Here is a 20924-nt window from a genome sequence, read left to right on the forward strand (position 1 = left end):
ATTAAGTTGATAAAATCTTCATCAGATAATTTGAATATGATATGATCCTCAGTGTAAAGATATTTGAGTTTACGAGTTTCGATTTTTTTTCCCTATTCCCCATTCTCTTTCATTATCTTTATCCAAATTTTGTTGATGAAGATTGTTGTATTTATTCAAATATGGTTGATAACGATATATACCTGCTTGGGATTGTTTCAATGTAAACCCAACTTCGCCTAAAAGGGATTCATTTTCAAAGATCAATAGATATTCATTATTCGTTTTATTAATCTCTATTTGAAGAGAGCCACAATTGAAAGATTCTGACAAATTAACTTCTTCTTCTTCTTTTTCAATGAAGAGGCCATAGCTGTATTTATTATTTGAAATATGATCTAGTAAATAGAGCTCGTATTCTCGATCCTTATTTATGTAGTCTCTTTTAAAAGTATAGTGTTTTAGAAGTATATATGTGGCGTTAATTCTCTGTAATTCATAAAATTCTTTTCCATTACCTTTTATGACTTCCCAAAGTCCATCTAATTTTATCCTTGAAAAATAGTCTTCATTGGTATTTCTAATTGCATTCACTGTTGCAATAATTCCTTTTGATTTTATGGAAGAACATATTTCAAGAGCTGTGTTTGCAAAAAGGTATAAAGTAAATCTATTTATTGGCGTGTTTTTTAAACGTCTTATTATCTCTTTTTTACAGATAGATGAAAGGCTTTTTATTATATATGAATTTACCTTGATTTTTATTTTTTTTGCCGATATATAAAGTAGGTAATCTGTGATTTCGTTTATTAGTATTTGAAAATCAGTGTTAATATTTTCAATATCATCTCCTCTTTTATCGAAAGCTGGAATCAATTCTAATATCAGTAATAAAAGAATAGCAGAACTATAGATTCTATTTTCTTTGTATTTCTCGCATAGATTTAAAATGTCTTTTGGTATAGTTTGGTCATTAATTATAGTATCTTCTAATATACAATCTAAAAAAAGTATCGTTTTTTTTGAATCAGAATCCCTAATCATGGAAATTTCTTTTTTATTTTCCATGTAAAAATTAGAAGTACTTTCGTATAGTTGAAGAAATGTGTTAATGTTTGTGCTTTCTAATACCAAATACGCAAAACGAGGATACTTTTTAGTGAATACACAAAGGTTTTCAATGTAGTCCTTAGTAAAACTCCTGTAAAGTTCTTCTTTTCTCTTCTCTGTGAGTTTATTAAACCCATTACTCTTTATTTGTTTTCCTGCAAAATTTATAAATTCCTCATCCGTTGAGTAAAATAGTCTAAGACGCTTTATAGCCTTAAGTTTATCCATTGTACTTAAACTTGATTCTTTGATGTTCTCTTCCATATCATTTTTTTATTAATGAACATCACAAAAATAGTAAAAATATCCAAAATGCTATAATAAGAGTATTTTTTTACTTGTAATTTGAATTTTGGAATAAACATCTGAGAATTATTTGCCAACTAATCTTGTATGGCATTCCTTTGTGGCATAATTAAATAAAAAAGGGTATGAAATATAAATTTTTATTCCGTAGATCCAAGCTTTTGCTTGGAAAAATGAAAGAAGATTCTGTCGAACTCCAAAAGTGGGCGGATGGAATATGGAGATTGATTGATGAAGAGCAGGGTAACAAAGCTTTGATGAATAAAGATGTATTCGAACTTATTTTTCATTATAAGTATTGTCGTCTGTCAGGGAAGAAAATAATTCGGCTTGATTTTGATCGGGGTGAAGCAGAGTATCTATTGAGAGAAGGTTGGGGTGTTGTGGATGATAGGTTTAATGAGTATAAATATGATTCTTATAGGGATCAATTTGTTTCATTGAAAGGTTTGCTTTATGACAGTTTACCTGAATTTCGTAGATATATAATAAATATGTTTCAAGAGCAAGAGAAGGTTGTTATTAATACTGCTTCTTTAGTGGAAGATACCTTTAAAAAGGAAACTCCAAAAGAGGAGGATAAGGAGATAAAGAAAGAAAAACAAAAGAAACAAGTCTACGTTCGACAATCCAAGAGTAAGTCTAAATCAGCATGGGACTGGCAAAACTATTTTGCAATGGGCGCAACTGTTGCTGCTGCATTAGGTACTATTACTTTGAGTGTTTGGCAATTGTGGAATAATAATAAATCACATAGATAAAATGAGTAGTAAGGAAGTCATTTTGTGTACTGTAAACTCCCAGCCATTAGAGCGGGAGTTTACTCGTAACGATCTTTTTCAGTTGGTTAGTGGGTTGGTAAAATCATCAACCTTTTCATTCTTTTTTAATAAGGTCTTAGTTGGAGAAAGGATTGAGGTTGTTGGTAAACAATCGGGTTCTAAAGCTCTATTGTATAAACGGAAATAATAGTTAACGGTTTGATTGTTATGAACATACAGACAATGAAAAAGTGGGTATCTGAAATTACCCAGATGGAAGAGGAGGTTTCGGGGAGTTTGAAAACGTTATCGAATTTGTTCCTTGTGACGTTGAAGCTTTTGCAAGGAAGATGTGCGTTTGAGTCTTTTCAGGAAATATTTGAAGATTCCTGCAAGTCTTTTCAAAAGGAAGATGTTGAGTTTTGTCGTGTAAGGTACGCTCTTGATTCATTGCTTACGGCGTTGTTTTACTATAAGCGAGCAATGGTTGGCCATTGGTGGCAACGGAAAAAGGCGGAGTTGTATTTTAATATTTCTTTGCTTGATTGCTATGAATCTTTGCTGAATCTGTTACTTGAAGAGACAGGTGAGGAAATTTTTTGTGAGGTAAAAGGTGAGCACTTGTTTGATGAGGTTTTCTTGTTAAGCCATCCAATGTCTTTTTCAAAGAAAAAGGTAAGTAAAGAGATGGAATGGATATACAAAGAGTTGAAAAATAACGAATTGCTTATGTACGATTCTCATTTCAAATATGCTATGATGCGTTGTAAACGGACTTTGTTTATGAGCTGTTTTTCATGGATGCAACTACTTCGTAATTGGGGAATTGGATTGAGCATTATTTTGGGAACCTTTCTTTTCATAGCGATTGGGCGTATCGCCTATAATATGTGTGTGGAGTTTCCCCTTTTACGTCTGTTATCGATGGAAAGAGCAGGAAAAGTTTATGATCATAAGTTGGTAGAGGTGGCGTTGCAATGTCGTTCGTTTATAGATAATGGCGTGGAAGTTTTTGGTAGCCGGATCTTGTTTTTCTGTTTGGCTGTTTTTTTAGTTATTGGAATTGAATACATTGTCGGGAAGTGGAGTGATCGGATGTATCGTTAATTAATCGGATTAAATATATACGGATTATGAATGTTTTAGCAAAGCAGGTAAATGATTACTTGAAGAAAGAGTTTGATTTGAACTTTGAGTATCATGATGAAGAAGGGGAATTTGTTTTTTCGATTGACATGGATTGTGTCTGTTTAAAGGTGAAGATTCTTTGCAGGGAAGAGGATAAGCAGGTTCTTTTATTTGCATATTTACCCGTTAAAATACAAAAGAGTCAATATGCATCGGTGTTGCGATTTATCAATAAGATTCATATGCTTAATTATGATCCGATTTGTCTGTTGATTAACGAAGATTGTGATAAATTGATGGCACAATCAGTATTAAATGTCGGAGATGATTTCAGTATAGATCGTGAAGTATTTCGATATGCTTTTTGTCCTTTGTTGAATGTGCTGGATAATAATTTTGTTGAGTTGATGAAAGTTCTTCCCCTTGAAAATAAAGAACAGAAGTCGGGTGACGAAATTTCAAAACTTATCTCTTTGTCAAAACAAAACGACTCGGAATCGCAATATCAATTGGCTCTTAAATATTACAAAGGTAAAGGCGTAGAGCAGGATTTTGAACAGGCGATAGAATTATTGAGAACTTCTCTATCCAGTGGACGGGAAGCAACGGCAGATACGCTACGAGAATGTGTGGAAGATTTGTCGCAAAGGATGAAAAAGGCTTCGGATGCACAAGATTATGAAAAGGCTGCTTATTTTCAATCGTTGATTGGAAAATGTGGTGATATATTGAAAGTGTTGTAGTAATCAAAACAATAGTTCTCCCTGCAAGGGAATCAAACTGAAACTTTTTACTCCTTTCTGAAAAAAAGTAGAAAAAAGGGCTGGAAATACCATTAGTTTATAAAAAAAGTATGTGAGAAGTGGTAGAAAAACATTATTTGCTACCACTTTTTATTTGCTGTTACTGTCTGTTAATTATTTTGTAGATCAACTGATAATAGAGGAGAGTGATAGTAGTGGCAGTAAACGTGAGAAAAACTTATAAGGGGAAGTAGACATGCTAATACTGACTATTATAAGCACCTCATAATGCCCATTATTAAGGTCTAATAACAGGCATTATGAGTATGGCTTCTTGTCTATTTATATTTCAACCATTTGAGCATCTCTTTGATACTTGGTTTCTTGCCATACATCAGGATGCCGACGCGGTAAATTTTGGCAGAGAACCAGACGATAAATATAGCTGTGGCAAACAACAGGGCAAACGAAAGCAGCAATTCCCATACCGGAATGTCGAACGGTAAACGGACCATCATCACGATGGGGGAGGTAAACGGAACCATCGAACACCAGAAGGCCAACGGGCCGTCGGGATTATTCATGCTGTAGATTCCGGCATACAAGCTGAATGCCATCAAAAGCATAATCGGAGTCATGAACTGCTGAGTGTCTTCCTGCTGTTCCAGAGCACTTCCGATAGCGGCAAATAGAGCCGCATACAATAGATAGCCTCCGATAAAATAAAGAACGAAGCAGATGCCGATCATCTTGAAGTTGATCGAATTGATGATTTCCTGCACCTGGATGCTGATCTCTGAAGAGCCGGCTGCCATATCGCCCATGCCTTGTGCCGCCATCTGTGCCGTCATCATGTCTTCAGGAGACGCGCTGCTACCGAAAAAGAAAAGGCTTCCCGACACCAGTACAGCTGTCAGGATTCCCCACAGGAATACCTGTGTCAGGCCGACGAAACCGATTCCGATGATTTTCCCCATCATCAGGTCGAACGGTTTGACCGACGAAATCATTACTTCGATGATACGGTTCGTCTTTTCTTCCATTACTCCCTGCATGACCATCGCACCGTATATGATGATAAACATATAGATGATGAAAGTCAATATCATTCCTAAGATAGAGGCGACTTCGGCCGAAGTGCTTTTCTCACTTCCGTCTTCATCCCATTTGATGGTCTTGATATTGAAATTGATCTTACTGTCCTCAATGATCTGTTTCAAGTTGTCGATGTTGTAAGAGGCGAGTTTCTCGTCTTTCAAATATTCGGACAGTGTTTTGTCGATCGTGGTTTTCAAGCCCATTGGTATTTGCTTCTGCGAATAGAGCGTTGCAGCGGTCGGATTTTGCAACAGATCGTCTGTGATATTCAGGAATGCGAATATTTCCTTATCCGGATTTTTGCGGTATTCTTCCAGGCTGGAGCCTTTTTCGGTGATGAAGGTGTATTCTTCCGTATCTTGGAACAGCGGAGCGTATTTGCCTGTCGTGTCGATAATCGCAATCTGCTTGGCATCGTCTCCTTTGATGGTCGACAGCCAGAGCGGGACGAATACGAGGGCGGCAAACAAGAACGGCGTAAGGAAAGTCAGCAACAGAAACGATTTTTTGCTGACACGGCGAAGGTATTCTCTTTTTATTATAAGTCCTATCTTATTCATGCTTGCGTAGTATTTGTACCGGAGACGGTGTTAATAAATATGTCGTTCATCGAAGGGATCTCTTCCGTGAAAGAGATGATTTCGGTCTGTCCGGCCAATGCGGAGAGGAGGGCGGAGTTGGTAATGCCCGGCTCTTTGTGGATGCGTACTTCACTTGTTCCGGCCAGATTTTTTTCTGTCAGCAGGCTGAACATTTCCGGGATGAGCTGCAGTTTCCCTGATTCGGAATGGAAGCGGATGGTGAAATTGTTTGTCCGGAAACGGTTTTTCACTTCTGTCACATTACCGGAAAGCACAACCTGCGAACGGTTGATCAAGGCTATATTGTCACAAATCTCTTCGACGGACGACATGTTGTGTGTTGAAAAGATGATCGTGTGTCCGGCATCTTTCAGTTCGAGGATTTCTTTTTTCAGCAGTTCGGCATTCACGGGGTCGAATCCGCTGAACGGTTCGTCGAAGATCAGAAGTTTCGGTTCGTGGATGATGGTGATGATGAACTGTACTTTCTGCTGCATTCCTTTGGACAACTCTTCCAGTTTCTTGTTCCACCAAGGCATGATGTCGAATTTTTCAAACCAGCGCATTAACCGTGTGCGGGCTTCCTGGTAGGAGAGCCCTTTGAGTTGCGCCAGGTAGATGGCCTGCTCGCCGACTTTCATTTTTTTATACAGGCCGCGTTCTTCCGGCAAGTAACCGATCTGGTAGATATCTTCCGGTTGAAACTCACGTCCGTTAAAACGGATAAGGCCGCTGTCGGGGGCTGTGATGCGGTTGATGATACGGATCAGTGTGGTTTTGCCGGCTCCGTTCGGTCCCAATAACCCGAAGACTTTCCCCTCGGGGACCTGGATGCTGACTTTGTTAAGGGCGAGGTGGTTGGCATATTGCTTTACCACGTCTTCCGTTTCTAAAAAATTCATAGGCATTACATTTTTAATATTATTCTTTCTCCCAATTCTTTACTCAATACATTCTTTATTTCGTTCAGGCGCGTGAGTTTTTTCATCAACTCGAAAACCTGATCCATGTCTTTGTTGTTTTGCAGGCTCTTGATCTGTGCCTGTATCTCTTTGATCTGCGAGAGAATATAGGCATCTTTGAATGCATACAGTTCTCGGATTATCAACTGGTCGAGTTTGTCTTCTTCTTGTTCCAGTTCCCGATATTTGGTGTGATACTTGCTAAGCTGATATTTTTCGCTGATCAGGTTGGCGGCAAGGCGGCTCACGTTCGGATCGGGATGGGCGAGGAAATAGCGGTTCGCGATGAATCCTTCGGACTGGCAACGGTCGGCCGCTTCGTCCATCATACTCTTGAAGAGCGGAGTATAGAAGGTCAGGTCATCGCGTTCCAGTTCGGAACGGATATATTCGGAAACGCGGATCACGACTTCCTCGTTTGTTTCTTCGTCCGTATATTGGAACAGGATGCGCTCGCCATAGCGCACGATATACCGCAACAGGGCAACTTCGTAGGCCTCATAGGGCGAACGCCTCGGCTCGACCGGGATGTTGGCCGGCGGTGTGAAAGGAGCGGGCGGCGGCATGCTTCCGTCTCCTGCTCCGGGTCCGTATTCTTCCGGTGGTGGAGGCGGAATCATATCGGCGGGAGGTAGAAGGCCTTCTTGCGGTTGTTCAGCCGGGATTTCTTCCGGATAAGGTTGATAGCCGGGGATATCCGGATATTCGGGAATACTTGACGGGACAGCCGGTGCGGAGGGTGGCGATACTTTGGCTTGCCTTTCTTCCTTGTTGAGACGGATTTTGTTTACTTCGTTCAACAGGATCATCTCGTCTATTTCCATCATCGCGCTGCATTCCCGGATATAAAGGGAACGGGCTATATTGTCGGGGATAATGGCCACCGTCCGGATAATATCGGAGATCAATGCCGACCGTTTGATCGGGTCCGTTCCTGCATCGTCCAATAGCAGGCGCGTTTTGAAACGGATGAAATCGGTCTCGTTCTGCCTGATAAACTCGGCAAACTGGCTTGCGTTGTGCTTGCGGGCAAAGGAGTCGGGGTCTTCTCCGTCCGGAAGAAGCACCACTTTCACGTTCATGCCGTCTTCCAGCAGCAGGTCGATACCGCGCAAGGCTGCTTTGATGCCGGCCGCATCGCCGTCGTACAAGACCGTGATATTATTGGTGAAACGGTGTATCAGGCGAATCTGTCCTTGCGTGAGGGCCGTACCCGACGAAGCGACTACGTTTTCGACTCCTGCCTGGTGCATGGAGATCACGTCCGTATAGCCTTCCACCAAGAAGCAGCGGTCTGCCTTTACGATCGCCTGTTTGGCGAAATAGATTCCGTAAAGCTCGTTGCTCTTATGATAAATCTCGCTTTCGGGCGAGTTGACATATTTGGCCGTCTTTTCGTCTTTCTTCAGTACGCGTCCTCCGAAAGCGACGACTTTCCCACTGAGTGAATGGACCGGAAAAATGACACGCCCGCGGAAACGGTCGTTTACTCCGCCGTTATCGTAGGCGATCACCAAACCTGTCTTTTCGAGAAATTCCTTTTTGTAACCGCTTTTTATTGCCGCTTTATACAGGGCGTCCCGTTGGTCGAGGCTGTAGCCTAACTGGAATTTGCGAATGGTATCTTCCCGGAAACCACGTTCGGCAAAGTAGCGTAGGCCGGCGGTCTTGCCTTCCTGATGTTCGTAGAGCTGGGTGGTGAAGTATTTTTGCGCCCAGCTATTGACGATCAGCATACTTTCGCGGTTGCTGCGTACTTGCTTTTCGCGTTCCGACAGTTCCCGTTCCTGTATTTCAATGTTGTATTTCTTGGCAAGATAGCGAAGAGCGTCATAATAAGAAAGCTGTTCGTGCTTCATGATGAAGTGAACAGCCGTACCTCCTTCGCCGCAGGCAAAGCATTTACAGATATTCTTTGCCGGCGACACGTAGAAAGAGGGCGACTTGTCGCTATGGAAAGGGCATAATCCTACATAGTTTATACCTCGTTTCCGGAGGGTGACGAATTCGGAAACAACGTCTACAATGTTTGCTGCATCCAGTATCCGGTCTATGGTAGGTTGATCGATCATTCAGTTATCTTCTTTATTACTTGCAAAGGTAAAAAGATTTATGATTTTTGACTTATACAATGGTCGTCTGTTTTCTACCGGTTATTCTTCAATCTCCATCTCATCCAACAAATATCCCGCTCCTGCATATTTGTCTATCAGGAAGAGGACGTAGCGGATGTCGACTATGATGCTGCGCTGGTAGTCGGGAAGATACTGGATGTCGCCGCCGACTCCTTCCCAGTTGCGGTCGAAATTGATGCCGATCAGTTCGCCGTTCGCGTTCATCACTGGGCTGCCGGAGTTTCCACCGGTCGAATGAGTGGTTGCACTGAAAGCAACCGGCATTTTTCCGTTGGAAGCCTTGTAGCGTCCGAAATCTTTGGCGGCATACAACTCTTTCAGGCGGGCGGGCACTACGAATTCCCAATTGGTGGAATCTTCTTTTTCCATCACACCGTCCAGTGTTGTCTGGTGGCCATAGTAGTCGCAATCGCGCGGACTGTACCCTTTTACTTGTCCGTAAGTGAGGCGCAGGGTAAAGTTTGCATCGGGGAAATTGGCACGGTCGCCGTACATGGCCAACAAGCCTTTTACATAGTTGCGGTGAGCCATTGCATATCCATCCTCAAATTCTTTTAACGCATTCTTCAAATTTGTCTCCTCCGTACGGACAGATTTGGCGAAAAGAATCATCGGGTCGTTTTCCAACGCTTTGACAGACGGGCGGGAAAGGAATTTGTTGAAATTATCTTCACTGCCGAAAATGGATTCCTCGAACAGATAGTCGACGAACCGGTCCGTGTCTCCCTTGAACTTCTTGTCGATCTGTGTGAAATAGGCCGGTTGCGCTTTCGGATCGACCTGGCTGCGGTATTCTTTCAGCATCACTTTGGCGATTTTCTTGTCTACGTCGGCCGAGTAATTGCTGTTGGCAAACCCATGATAAGCCCGTTCCAACAGCCGGAGCTGTTCCTGCTGCGCTTTTTTGTCTTTTCCTTTCAAGGCTTCTATGACTGCATCCGTTTGAGTCGGCACACTTGTGAACTCGATTCCTCGCAGGATCGCTTCGTCCAGCATCCAACTGCGGAAACGCAGGTCTTTGCGGTCTGATACGATCTGTTCGAGCGCCATCAGGGCGTCGGGATAGCTCGGTTCGCACATTTTGTTGGACCAGGCGATCAGTTTGTCCTGTTCTTCCTTTTTCACTTGTTCGAAATTGCGCTTTTTAATGGCCCAGTTGCTGCCGATCGCGTTTTTGTATGCATTTGTCGAGCCTGCATATTTGCTGGCGTACTGGATCCGGACAGCCGGGTCTTTCAACATCTCGTCCAGCATGACTTTCTGGCGCAAGTCGCGGATGTGGATGCGGACCGTGTTGTCGATGTCGCGGCGTTCCGCCACCTCCCAGGATGTGTAGTATTTATTGGTACGGCCGGGAAATCCCATCATCATGGCATAGTCGTTTTCCTGGACGCCTTTCAATGAAATCTTGAACCAGCGTTTCGGGCGAAGCGGAACATTCTTGTCAGAGTAGGGGGCCGGATTGCCGTTTGCATCGGCATAGACACGGAAGACGGAGAAGTCGCCCGTATGGCGCGGCCACATCCAGTTGTCGGTGTCTGCGCCGAACTTCCCGATCGACGAGGGAGGAGCTCCTACCAGGCGGACATCGGAATAGATTTTCTTTGTGAACATGAAATACTGGTTGCCACCGTAGAACGCCTTAATCTCGACTTCCGTGCCCGGATTGTCCTGCAGGAACTTTTCTCCGGCTTTTGCTTTAGCCAGCCCGTTCAGAAATTTAGGAGAGAGGAAGTTCATACTGTTGGGATCGGTGTCTTTTTCCAGTTCCTTTTTCACATAGTCGGTCACATCCTCTATTTTGTCGATGAAAGTGACGGTCATGCCGGGATTCGGAAGTTCCTGTTCGCGCGACATAGCCCAAAAGCCGTCTGTCAGGTAGTCATGTTCCAGCGTGCTGTGGCGTTGGATGCAACTGTAGCCGCAATGGTGGTTGGTCAGGAGCAGGCCTTCCGGCGAAACGATTTCGCCCGTACAGCCGCCTCCGAATATGACAACGGCATCTTTCAAGGAAGCCGAGTCGGGGCTGTAGATATCGTAATCCTGCAATTTGAGTCCTAAGGCTTGCATTTCCGGAAACTTTTGTCCTTTCAGCAAAGGCAGCAACCACATGCCTTCATCGGCTACTGCCGGTAGCGACAGGATGGCTGCCGCGAGGGAGATGATGAGTCTCTTCATTGATTTATTATTTATGAATTATGATTTATGATTTTTCAGATTTATGATTTCAGGTTTATGGCTTTATCTTCTTCATAAATCATAAATCTGAAATCATAAATCTCACCATTGTTTATACGGGCGTTTTGTCAACATCGAGTTGTAGTAACGACGATCTCCGCTGACCTCCTGTCCGATCCAGTCGGGTCGTTCAAAAGGTTCGTCCTCGGAAGCCAATTCGATTTCTGCTAAGACCAATCCTTCATTGTCGCCATGGAAGACGTCGACTTCCCAGGTGTGTTTCCCGACAGGAACCAGATTGCGCACTTTGTCGATGGCTCCGGGTTCGCACAGTTTCAGCAGCTCTTCCGCATCCGCCAATGGTATCTTTTGTTCGAACTCGTAGCGGCTCAACCCTTTTTCGTCCGATGCGCCCTTGATCGTGAGGAATCCTTCTTCGCCCCGGATACGTATCCGCACCGTCCGTCCGGGTTGTGAGCAGATATACCCTTGCACGATACGTTGTGCAGAGGTTACTTGCCGGCTGAAGTCGCCTTTCACAAGAAATTTTCTTTCTATTTCAGTTGCCATAAGGGATACTTGACAATTTATTTAATCGTTACCATCGTTGCCCCGAAGCCGTATTCGCGGAAGGAAGCATCTTGGTAATAATGTTGTTTGTATCTTGTTTTCAATTCTTTCTCGATCGCCTTGCGCAGTACTCCATCGCCTTTACCGTGGATAAAGACGATTTTTTGTCCTTTGTTGGCTGCATATTTGGCAAGTACTTCATGGAATTTTTCCAACTGATAGTTCAGCATGTCCGCATTGCTCAGCCCGTTGGTATTGTCCAACAACTCCGTGATATGCAGGTCCACTTCCAAAATCGAGCTGTCGGTCGCTTTCTTCTTGACGATCGTTTGGGGAACGCGACGGTCTTCGCGTACCTTCTGCTGCATGGCTTCCTGGAGTTCGGCAGCGGAAATCAGCAATTCTTTTTCGGGAATGTCCTGGCGCACGATCGGGTAGACCATTGCATCTTCATCGAAGAAATCGTTTTCCATGAAGCAGTGTTGCTTATAGAATTTGACCGTATCGAGATGGAGCTCTACCGAAATGGCGTTCTTCAATGAAAATGGTTTGTCTTTTTTGAAAGCGATCAGTTGCACGCAGATACGTTCCAGGTCGTTCAGCTCTTCTTTGCCGAATTCTTCCAGGAAAATCTGTGTATTCGGTTCCACAATGCCATTATAGCGGCTGATCCAGCTGTTGTTCTGGCGGTTCATGTAATTGAAGAACAGATAGTAATTGCTGTCGTTGATGAAATAGGTTTCGTAGCCGCTTCCCTGCATCACTTTGGCCGGTTCTATCGGGAGGTAAGCCAGGTATATGTTCAGTCGTTCGCCTTCTGCGGTCTCCGTAACCTTTTCCTCTTCGGGTTGAGGCTCCGGTTTCTTAGGTTGTGGGGCGGGCGCCTGTGTCGCGGAAGGGAGCGGTGAACGCCGGGAGCTGTGTACCTGCATCTCGCTGTCTCCTACGACTACACATTCGCGGATCAGCGCCGGCACTTCGAACCCGTCTTCATCTTCCACCAAAACCTGGTCTTTTCCTTTGAAACTGCGAACGACACCTCCACCGGTGCTGTTCAGGAAACGCACTTTGTCTCCTACTTTTATGTTACTCATAATTCGATTTACTTTTGTTATTTGCCACAAAAGTAGTAAAATTCAGTGACTAATCCAGTTTCGGCTGATTGATTTGCCTATCACGTTTCTTATAGGAAGCACCAGCATATCATATTGCCATATTTATTGGGTAAAACATGATAATATGAAATGTTAAAAAATATTACCCGCTATACTAATTCCAAATACATGCACTACTAATCCGATTTTGATGGGGTGGTAGTGACATTTTGATAAATCCGGAGGCCGGATTCTTGTTCGTGTTTTCTGATGCTTTTTACCTATAAATTTGTACTTTTGCAATCCGGTTCGGTAAAAAGAACCTGTAATAGCAAAAATCATGACAACAAAGACGCAACAGATACGTATTGAAGAATTTGATTATCCGCTTCCTGACGAGCGGATCGCCAAATTCCCGTTATCCAAACGGGATGAGTCGAAACTCTTATTATATAAGGATGGAAAAGTCAGCGAAAGCATTTTCAAGCATATTACGGATTACCTGCCGGAAGGTTCCCTGATGGTATTCAATAATACACGGGTGATCCAGGCGCGTCTTCTGTTTCAGAAAGAGACAGGTGCGAGGATCGAGATTTTCTGCCTGGAACCGGTCGAGCCACATGATTATGCTTTGGTTTTCCAGCAGACCGAGCGTTGCCGCTGGACTTGCCTGGTCGGTAACCTGAAGAAATGGAAAGAAGGAGTTTTGAAGAAGGAGGTGCAGCTCAACGGTGAGACTGTCATACTGAAGGCTGAAAAATTGCAGACTTGCGGGGACAGCCACCTCATCGAGTTCACATGGGATCATCCGACTTGCACGTTTGCCGATCTGCTGGATGCGGCGGGTGTATTGCCGATTCCGCCTTATTTGAACCGCGAGACAGAAAAAAGCGATTTGCAGACCTACCAGACGGTTTACTCCAAAGTAAAAGGTTCGGTTGCCGCGCCGACGGCAGGTTTGCATTTTACACCGGAAGTCCTGGCCGCTATCGATGCGCGGGGGATCGGACGGGAAGAATTGACGCTCCATGTCGGGGCCGGGACGTTCAAGCCAGTGAAAAGCGAGACGATCGAAGGACATGAGATGCATACAGAATTTATCTCCGTACGCAGGAGTTCGATCGAACGGATCAAGAATAACCTCGGTAAGATTATTGCAGTCGGCACGACTTCGGTCCGTACGCTCGAAAGCCTCTATTATATGGGTGTCACGTTGGCTTCGAACCCGGATGCCACAGCCGAGGAGCTGATCGTCAAGCAGTGGATGCCTTACGAAGAGGCGAATAACAGGTTGACGGCAGATGAAGCGTTGCAAAATATTCTGGATTATTTGGACCGGCACCAGGCGGACAAGTTGGTGACGGCTACCCGGATTATTATTGCTCCGGGCTATGAGTTTAAGATTGTACGTGGCATTGTTACCAATTTCCATCAGCCGAAAAGCACCTTGCTGTTGCTGATATCCGCTTTTGTGAAGGGAGACTGGAAAAATATTTATGATTATGCCTTGGAGCATGATTTCCGTTTTTTGAGTTATGGGGACAGCTCGCTATTGCTGTAATGCTCATACAATAAATCGTACATAATCCTGTTTATATAAAACATAGATTATAGCAAATGAGACAACTTACCCCATATTTGTTCCTGTTGTTGGTTGCGTCTTTTCTGTATTCCTGTAAATCAGCGAAGTTGAGCGATGCGGAAGAGAAACAGCGTATCGGTGAATATTTTGAAGCGGCGGCCATTTACAGGAAAGTCTATACGAAGACTCCTCCTGCCAAGCGCGATCTGCGTGGATATATCGCATTCCGGATGGCAGAATGCAACCGTTTGATCAACAATACGCCGCGTGCGACCAGCGCTTATATGAATGCGCTCAGGTATAAATATCCGGACAGTATCGTAAATCTCCGTCTGGGACAGATGTACCAGAAGAGCGGACGTTATGGGGAGGCAATCAAATATTACAATGACTACCTGTTGGCAGAGCCGGGCAGCGTGTTGGCTTTTAATGGAGTGGCCGGTTGTGAGGAGGCCGTAAAATGGAAACAGGCGCCGACCCGCTATACGGTGAGGCGGATGGAAAAGTTCAACTCCCGCCGTTCCGAGTTCAGCCCGATGTTGTATGGTGAGAAGTACGACCAGTTGTATTTCGCCTCCTCCCGTACGCCTAAAGGAGCCGGGAAAGATAAGGAAGAGACCAACAGTGCGATCACCGGACAGCGGAATAACGATTTCTTTCTGGTCAAACAGGATGAAACCGGTGCTTGGCAAGCGCCCGTAGAACTGGAAGACGAAGTGAATACCGAGTTCGACGAAGGGACACCTTCTTTCTCCAAAGACGGAAATACGATGTATTATACTTATTGTGCGCAGGACCCGGAAGGACCGCGTACTTCTGAAATCTATGTATCTTCCCGTAGCAGTGCCAAATGGGGAAAGGGAACCAGAGCGAATATCGTAAAAGATTCGGTGACGGCTCTCGGCCATCCTTCTATATCGCCGGACGGCAAGTATCTGTATTTTGTCTCGGATGCCGTAGGCGGTTATGGAGGCAAAGACCTGTTTCGGGCGCGTGTCATGGGGAACGACTTCGGTCCGATGGAGAATCTGGGACCGGACATCAATACGCCGGGCGACGAGATGTTCCCTTACGTGCGGGATTCCGTAACACTCTATTTTGCTTCCGACGGTCATCCGGGAATGGGAGGACTGGACCTTTTCAAAGCGACCTTGGACAGTACGGGCAAGTGGAACGTCGAGAATATGAAAGCGCCGATCAATTCTGCCGGTGATGATTTCGGCATCACGTTTGCCGGTGATAAGGAAAGGGGTTTTTTCAGTTCCAACCGCAATGATGCGCGTGGATATGACCATTTGTATTCTTTTGAACTGCCGGTTATCACCATCTTTATCGAAGGCATCGTCTCCGATGTAGACGAGAACCCGATAGAAGACGCAACGGTCCGCATTGTCGGTCGGGACGGTCTGAACGAAAAAGTGTTGGCAAAGAAAGACGGTAAGTACAAGGTTGAACTGGAACGTGATATCCGCTATGTGATGATGGCAAGCGCACGTGGATATTTGAATCAGAATTTTGAGCTGAAAACAGGGCCGGAGGAGAAGAACGAAACATATATAGTGGACTTTTTCCTTTCCCCGATCAGTAAACCTGTCGTGATCGAAAATATTTTCTATGATTTCGACAAGGCGACTTTGCGTCCGGAATCAAAGAAGGCGTTGGACGAAATGATCAAGATGCTGAACGACAATCCGAACGTGACGATCGAATTGGGAGCGCATACCGATCGCAAAGGTTCGGAACAGTATAACGAACGCTTGGCGCAACGACGGGCGCAATCGGTTGTCGACTATCTGATTGCCGGGGGAATCGCCCAAGACCGGCTTGAGGCTAAAGGGTATGGCGAAAGCGTCCCTAAAACAATCAATAAGAAGATGGCCAAGAATTATGATTTCCTGAACGAAGGAGATGTCCTGACCGAAGAATTCATTGAAAAACTGACACCTGAACAACAGGAGATAGCAGACCAGATAAACCGTCGGACTGAATTTAAAGTCTTGCGGACGAACTATAATTTATTTTGATTTATCGATAAGGTAAAAAATATAAGGACTTCGAATTTCAACCTGTAGCTTGTAAGAGGTTATCTATAGGACACCGGCATTTTTTTTCTGAATGAGCCCGCCGGTTTTCGGATAACCTCTTACTTTTATGGATCAGACCGTTAATTGTTTATTTCTCCGGCTTTTTAATTGCTGATAAATCATATCTTTGTATGGAATAAAAAACAAGATATGATGAGGATAAGAATACTTTGCCTATTATCTTTTACTTTCATCTTTGGCGCCTGTAACGGGCAGAAGGTGAAAAAAACAGAAACAGGAAACACTCATGAACGTACTTTTCAGATGGTTTCTATCCCCAGTGTCATTACTGAGCCGGAAGAACGTGCCGTTTACCTGGTAAAACATTATTGGGATAAGTTTGATTTTACGGATACCACCCTGATCCATCTTCCGGAAATTACGGAGCAGGCGACTTCCGATTATATCGATCTGATAAAATCTGTCCCGCCAAAAGCAGCCTCTTCTTCCGTCAAGGATATGATGAATAGGGCGTCTGCCGACAGTTCGATGTTTGTCTATTTTGCCGGTATATATGAGAAATATCTCTATGATCCGAATTCGCCTATGCGAGACGAGTCTTTGTTCATCTATGTGTTGGAAGCGATTTTGGAAGCTCCGGTCTTGGATGATGTAAACAAGATACGTCCGGCTCATTTGCTCGAATTGGCCTTTAAAAACAGGGTGGGAGAACCGGCGGCAGATTTCACGTACACGCTGGCGGACGGAAGAGAAGAAACTTTGTATCGCACGAAAGCCGATTATCTGCTCTTGTTTTTCTATAATCCGGATTGTCAAGCCTGTAAGGAAATCACGGACCGGCTGGCAGCTTCACCGCTTGTGGCGGAGTGGAGCAAGAATAACAAACTTAAAATCTTGGCCGTCTACCCGGATGAAGATATGGAGGCATGGAGAAACCATATTTCTTATATGCCTGCAGATTGGATCAATTCTTATGACAGTGCGGTGAGCCTGAAAAATGATGAAATATATGATCTGAAGGCAATACCTACCCTCTATCTGCTGGACAAGGATAAGAAAGTAGTCTTGAAAGATGTGACATTCGAGCAGGTGGAAAACTATTTAAAACGGCAACAAACTGTTAACCACCTTTAAACAGAATGTGCGCAGATTAAAATAATGCTAAAAACTTAAATATTCTGCTGTAAAACTATGCTGAATAACATAAAGTCTATATATTTGCACTGTGTTTTTCATGGTATTAGATTTAAGGTTAGCAATGAAGATTGGTTGTCGTGATGACAACCTTTTCTTTTTTCAAGCCGTTTGTACTTTTCTTTCCTTTCGAATGTTTTTAAGATTCCGAAATAATATTACTTTTGTGAACTGACTAAAAAACTAAATAGTGTGGATACAAGAATAAAACTACGGGTGCAAGGTTTAACGAACAGCCAGATACAATCAGGTGCTTATGCCTTGATTCTGGCAGAAGAAGAGGGCGTCCGCCGCATACCTATCATTGTCGGAACGTCGGAAGCCCAGTCTATCGCGATCGCTTTGGAGCGTATCACGCCTCCTCGCCCTTTGACGCATGATTTGTTTGCAACCTTTGCACAGGCATTTGGGGTTCGTTTGTGTGAGGTTTTCATTTATAAATTTGAAGATGGCGTGTTTTATTCCGAATTGCTTTTTGATGATGGAATCAAACAGATTCGCTTGGATTCACGTACTTCCGATGCTATCGGCATCGCTTTGCGCGTGAAATGCGATATCTATACGACTCCTGAGATCGTCCGCGAATGTGGAGTCGTGCTTGATGATGCGGCAGAAGAGAAAGACGATGATGATGATTCTTTTCTATATTTAGAGCCGGAGGAAATACATGATGAAGCCCAACTGAAAAAATGGCTTTCTCTTTTGGAGGCCGATGAATTGTTGGAGCGCCTGGACGATGCGATCGCTGATGAGAATTATGAATATGCAAAGATGTACAAGGATGAAATCCGGCGTCGTGAAGAGGAGGACGGAGCCAAATGATAGAACAACAATTCGGTTTGAGTATTGAATCTTTTCTGCGTGGTATCTTAGGAATTGCTACGGTTTTGGGAATTGCTTACTTGATGAGCTACGACCGGAAACGGATCGATTGGAAACTGGTGGGCGGGGGATTGTTTATGCAGCTCGTCTTTGCCCTTATCGTATTGTACGTCCCGGCAGCCGGGACTGTTCTGGAATGGATAGGGAAGGCATTCATCAAGTTGATGGATTTTACCCAGTCTGGAGTTGCTTTTCTTTTGGGACCGTTGGTGACCAAAAGTGAAGGATTTATCTTTTTGTTGAACTCGCTTCCAGTGGTGATTTTCTTCTCAGCCTTGGTTTCTCTGTTTTATTACTGGGGAATTATCCAACGTGTAGTGGGGGGCTTTTCCTGGGTATTGCGGCGTTTCATGAACATCTCCGGAGCCGAAGGATTGGTTACGTCGGGCAATGTGTTTTTAGGAATGACGGAATCGCCTGTTCTGATCAAAAATTATCTGCCGGCGATGAACCGGTCGGAAATATTCCTGGTAATGGTTTCCGGGATGGGGACAATAGCCGGAACGGTGATGGGAACCTATATCGGTATGTTGGCGGGAGGCGATCCCGTGTCGAGGGTTTTGTTTGCGAAACATTTGCTTTCGGCGTCGTTGATGGCGGCTCCGGGATCTATCGTCCTGGCTAAAATACTTTGTCCGCAAACGGAAAAAGTTGACGACCGCTTGGTGAAGATGGAAAAGATCGGGCAGCATTCCACTGCGTTGGATGCGTTGGCGGCAGGTGCGTCGACCGGCGTACGGCTGATGGTGAACATCGCGGCGATGTTGCTTGTGTTCATAGCGATGGTCGCTCTTGCCAATTATATTCTGGAGGGTGTGATCGGGCGCTATACCGGACTGAATGACTGGATCGTTTCTGTTACGGACGGGAAAGCCAAAGGGTTGACATTCCAATTTGTGTTGGGAGTGATCCTTTCTCCTTTTATGTGGCTGATCGGGGTCCCTTATCAGGATGTGATGCTGGTCGGTTCCTTGTTGGGGCAGAAAACCATTTTGAACGAATTTGTGGCTTATTTCCAGCTGCAGGAATGGAAAGATGCCGGTCTGTTTATGTATCAGAAATCCATATTGATGTCTACCTATATTTTATGTGGTTTTGCTAATATCTCGTCTATCGGCATCTTGCTGGGAGGAATGGGCGTGTTGGCTCCCGAAAAGAGAGAAATGATCACCCGTTTCGGTTTTCCGGCTATGATTGGCGGTGCGTTGGTATCGGTGCTATCGGCCACGATAATAGGAATGATGTTAATTGTCAATTGACAGTGGGAAATTTTTAGTTTTTAATTTTTTAATTTATCCAAGTGCAGATATTTTATACACCGGATATAGCTGTGAGTCCGGAGCTTCCGGAAGAAGAGGCCGGGCATTGCATTCGCGTACTCAGATTGGCTGAAGGCGACGAGATTTTATTGACGGATGGCAAAGGTTCCTTTTTTAAAGCGACGATCAGCCGTGCCCATCCTAAACATTGTGAAGTGAATATCCTGGAAAAGTGGGAACAGCCTGCTTTATGGAACTTCAATCTTCATATAGCAGTGGCTCCGACCAAGAATATGGACCGTATGGAATGGTTTGCAGAGAAAGCGACCGAGATCGGTATCGATGCTATCACTTGCTTGAACTGCCGCTTTTCCGAACGAAGAGAGATTAAGCCTGCCCGCCTGGAGAAAATTTTGGTCAGCGCAATGAAGCAATCGCAGAAAGCGACCTTGCCGGAACTGAGCGGAATGGTCGATTTCCGTACGTTCGTCAGTCAGCCTTTTGACGGCCGTAAGTTTATCGCCCATTGCGAAGAAGGCGTGAAACCTCTTTTGAAACAAACGTATCATCCGGGCGAAAACGCACTTGTCCTGATCGGTCCGGAGGGTGATTTCAGCCCCGAAGAAATAGCGCTTGCCCTAAAACAAGGATTTGAACCCATTTCATTAGGCGAAAGCCGTTTGCGTACGGAAACAGCGGCATTGGTCGCTTGCCACACGATACATGTGTTGAACCAGTAAAAAGGAGAGAAACAATGACCGAAAAAGAGAAATGCCGTCTCGGCCAATTATACGATGCTAATTATGATCCTGAAATATTGGCGGATCGCGAGCGTGCGAAAGAATTGCTTTATGATTATAATCGTTTGCGTCCTTCCGAGCAGGCCGGACGCAAGGCTCTTTTGAAAAAACTACTGGGAAAGACCGGGGAGAACCTGATCATCGAACCACCTTTTGCTTGCGACTACGGGTATAATATAGAAGTAGGGGAGAACTTTTATGCGAATGTCAATCTGGTTATACTTGACGGTGCAAAAGTCTGTATCGGCGACAATGCTTTCATCGCTCCCAATGTCGGCATTTATACGGCAGGGCATCCTTTGGACGCATCCGATCGTAACAAAGGCTTGGAGTATGCTTACCCGATCACGATCGGAAACAATGTATGGATCGGTGCCGGAGCGATCATCCTCCCCGGTGTCACAATCGGTGATAACGTCGTGATCGGAGCCGGTAGCATCGTAACAAAAAACATACCCGCCCATTCGCTCGCCGTAGGAAATCCTTGCCGGGTAATCAAGCGAATAAACGGGTAATA

General features: G+C 44.5%; 17 protein-coding genes. 10 read left to right on the plus strand and 7 right to left on the minus strand.

The genetic code is table 11. From position 1 onward, the window contains the following. Positions 1-69: 69 nt before the first annotated feature. On the minus strand, positions 70-1353 hold the full coding sequence (locus tag BQ9893_RS19155; protein WP_075967533.1) for a hypothetical protein: 1284 nt from the start codon (positions 1351-1353) through the stop codon (positions 70-72). 167 nt (positions 1354-1520) lie between these two features. Between BQ9893_RS19155 and BQ9893_RS19160 the strand changes: the two genes are divergently transcribed. From BQ9893_RS19160 to BQ9893_RS19175, 3 genes are all read left to right on the plus strand, one after another. Then, complete coding sequence (locus BQ9893_RS19160; RefSeq protein WP_075967534.1) at positions 1521-2156, plus strand: hypothetical protein; 636 nt, start codon at positions 1521-1523, stop codon at positions 2154-2156. A 243-nt stretch (positions 2157-2399) separates the two neighbouring features. Continuing rightward, positions 2400-3263, plus strand: a complete 864-nt coding sequence (locus BQ9893_RS19170; RefSeq protein ID WP_167369891.1) for a hypothetical protein — start codon at positions 2400-2402, stop codon at positions 3261-3263. A 26-nt stretch (positions 3264-3289) separates the two neighbouring features. Beyond that, positions 3290-4027 (plus strand): UvrB/UvrC motif-containing protein, encoded by a 738-nt coding sequence (locus BQ9893_RS19175; RefSeq protein WP_075967537.1) that lies wholly within the window; start codon positions 3290-3292, stop codon positions 4025-4027. A gap of 338 nt (positions 4028-4365) precedes the next feature. Here BQ9893_RS19175 and BQ9893_RS19180 read toward each other — a convergent pair whose 3' ends face one another. The 6 genes from BQ9893_RS19180 to BQ9893_RS19205 form a co-directional block, all read right to left on the minus strand. Next, on the minus strand, positions 4366-5685 hold the full coding sequence (locus BQ9893_RS19180) for an ABC transporter permease (protein WP_075967538.1): 1320 nt from the start codon (positions 5683-5685) through the stop codon (positions 4366-4368). After that, positions 5682-6608: an ABC transporter ATP-binding protein gene (locus BQ9893_RS19185; protein WP_075967804.1), complete on the minus strand. Its 927-nt coding sequence runs from the start codon at positions 6606-6608 to the stop codon at positions 5682-5684. The genes BQ9893_RS19180 and BQ9893_RS19185 overlap by 4 nt, the downstream gene beginning before the upstream one ends. A gap of 5 nt (positions 6609-6613) precedes the next feature. Continuing rightward, positions 6614-8740 carry a DNA primase gene (gene dnaG, locus BQ9893_RS19190; RefSeq protein WP_075967539.1) on the minus strand — a complete coding sequence of 709 codons (2127 nt, stop codon included), beginning with the start codon at positions 8738-8740 and terminating at the stop codon, positions 6614-6616. Between the two features lie 81 nt (positions 8741-8821). After that, positions 8822-10981 carry a S46 family peptidase gene (locus tag BQ9893_RS19195; protein ID WP_075967540.1) on the minus strand — a complete coding sequence of 720 codons (2160 nt, stop codon included), beginning with the start codon at positions 10979-10981 and terminating at the stop codon, positions 8822-8824. Positions 10982-11083: 102 nt separating this feature from the next. After that, a complete protein-coding gene (locus tag BQ9893_RS19200; RefSeq protein WP_075967541.1) occupies positions 11084-11551 on the minus strand; it encodes a CYTH domain-containing protein in 468 nt (155 codons plus the stop codon). 17 nt (positions 11552-11568) lie between these two features. Beyond that, positions 11569-12645 (minus strand): DUF2027 domain-containing protein, encoded by a 1077-nt coding sequence (locus BQ9893_RS19205; RefSeq protein ID WP_075967542.1) that lies wholly within the window; start codon positions 12643-12645, stop codon positions 11569-11571. A 340-nt stretch (positions 12646-12985) separates the two neighbouring features. Here BQ9893_RS19205 and BQ9893_RS19210 point away from each other — a divergent pair, with 340 nt between their 5' ends. The 7 genes from BQ9893_RS19210 (at position 12986) to BQ9893_RS19240 (ending at position 20922) form a co-directional block, all read left to right on the plus strand. Beyond that, a complete protein-coding gene (locus BQ9893_RS19210) occupies positions 12986-14206 on the plus strand; it encodes an S-adenosylmethionine:tRNA ribosyltransferase-isomerase (RefSeq protein WP_075967543.1) in 1221 nt (406 codons plus the stop codon). A gap of 56 nt (positions 14207-14262) precedes the next feature. After that, positions 14263-16251, plus strand: coding sequence for a PorE family type IX secretion system protein (gene porE / locus BQ9893_RS19215; protein ID WP_075967544.1), 1989 nt, complete (start codon positions 14263-14265; stop codon positions 16249-16251). A 213-nt stretch (positions 16252-16464) separates the two neighbouring features. Continuing rightward, positions 16465-17406 carry a DUF5106 domain-containing protein gene (locus BQ9893_RS19220; protein WP_075967545.1) on the plus strand — a complete coding sequence of 314 codons (942 nt, stop codon included), beginning with the start codon at positions 16465-16467 and terminating at the stop codon, positions 17404-17406. Positions 17407-17658: 252 nt separating this feature from the next. Continuing rightward, entirely contained in the window at positions 17659-18288 is a 630-nt protein-coding gene (locus BQ9893_RS19225) for a bifunctional nuclease family protein (RefSeq protein WP_075967546.1), read from the plus strand. After that, positions 18285-19607 (plus strand): NupC/NupG family nucleoside CNT transporter, encoded by a 1323-nt coding sequence (locus BQ9893_RS19230; protein ID WP_075967547.1) that lies wholly within the window; start codon positions 18285-18287, stop codon positions 19605-19607. Before BQ9893_RS19225 ends, BQ9893_RS19230 begins: the two co-directional genes overlap by 4 nt. A gap of 41 nt (positions 19608-19648) precedes the next feature. Next, on the plus strand, positions 19649-20347 hold the full coding sequence (locus BQ9893_RS19235) for a 16S rRNA (uracil(1498)-N(3))-methyltransferase (protein ID WP_075967548.1): 699 nt from the start codon (positions 19649-19651) through the stop codon (positions 20345-20347). 14 nt (positions 20348-20361) lie between these two features. Then, positions 20362-20922, plus strand: a complete 561-nt coding sequence (locus BQ9893_RS19240; protein WP_075967549.1) for a sugar O-acetyltransferase — start codon at positions 20362-20364, stop codon at positions 20920-20922. Positions 20923-20924: the final 2 nt, after the last annotated feature.

It is taken from the genome of Parabacteroides massiliensis (genome assembly GCF_900155425.1).
GTDB lineage: Bacteria > Bacteroidota > Bacteroidia > Bacteroidales > Tannerellaceae > Parabacteroides > Parabacteroides massiliensis.

Coding starts and splice junctions, on each gene's coding strand:
- BQ9893_RS19160 (WP_075967534.1), top strand. CDS start 1,521: ATGAAATATAAATTTTTATTCCGTAGATCCAAGCTTTTGCTTGGAAAA.
- BQ9893_RS19240 (WP_075967549.1), top strand. CDS start 20,362: ATGACCGAAAAAGAGAAATGCCGTCTCGGCCAATTATACGATGCTAAT.
- BQ9893_RS19230 (WP_075967547.1), top strand. CDS start 18,285: ATGATAGAACAACAATTCGGTTTGAGTATTGAATCTTTTCTGCGTGGT.
- BQ9893_RS19210 (WP_075967543.1), top strand. CDS start 12,986: ATGACAACAAAGACGCAACAGATACGTATTGAAGAATTTGATTATCCG.
- BQ9893_RS19200 (WP_075967541.1), bottom strand. CDS start 11,551: ATGGCAACTGAAATAGAAAGAAAATTTCTTGTGAAAGGCGACTTCAGC.
- BQ9893_RS19180 (WP_075967538.1), bottom strand. CDS start 5,685: ATGAATAAGATAGGACTTATAATAAAAAGAGAATACCTTCGCCGTGTC.
- BQ9893_RS19170 (WP_167369891.1), top strand. CDS start 2,400: ATGAAAAAGTGGGTATCTGAAATTACCCAGATGGAAGAGGAGGTTTCG.
- BQ9893_RS19185 (WP_075967804.1), bottom strand. CDS start 6,608: ATGAATTTTTTAGAAACGGAAGACGTGGTAAAGCAATATGCCAACCAC.
- BQ9893_RS19155 (WP_075967533.1), bottom strand. CDS start 1,353: ATGGAAGAGAACATCAAAGAATCAAGTTTAAGTACAATGGATAAACTT.
- BQ9893_RS19175 (WP_075967537.1), top strand. CDS start 3,290: ATGAATGTTTTAGCAAAGCAGGTAAATGATTACTTGAAGAAAGAGTTT.
- dnaG (WP_075967539.1), bottom strand. CDS start 8,740: ATGATCGATCAACCTACCATAGACCGGATACTGGATGCAGCAAACATT.
- BQ9893_RS19195 (WP_075967540.1), bottom strand. CDS start 10,981: ATGAAGAGACTCATCATCTCCCTCGCGGCAGCCATCCTGTCGCTACCG.
- porE (WP_075967544.1), top strand. CDS start 14,263: ATGAGACAACTTACCCCATATTTGTTCCTGTTGTTGGTTGCGTCTTTT.
- BQ9893_RS19205 (WP_075967542.1), bottom strand. CDS start 12,645: ATGAGTAACATAAAAGTAGGAGACAAAGTGCGTTTCCTGAACAGCACC.
- BQ9893_RS19220 (WP_075967545.1), top strand. CDS start 16,465: ATGAGGATAAGAATACTTTGCCTATTATCTTTTACTTTCATCTTTGGC.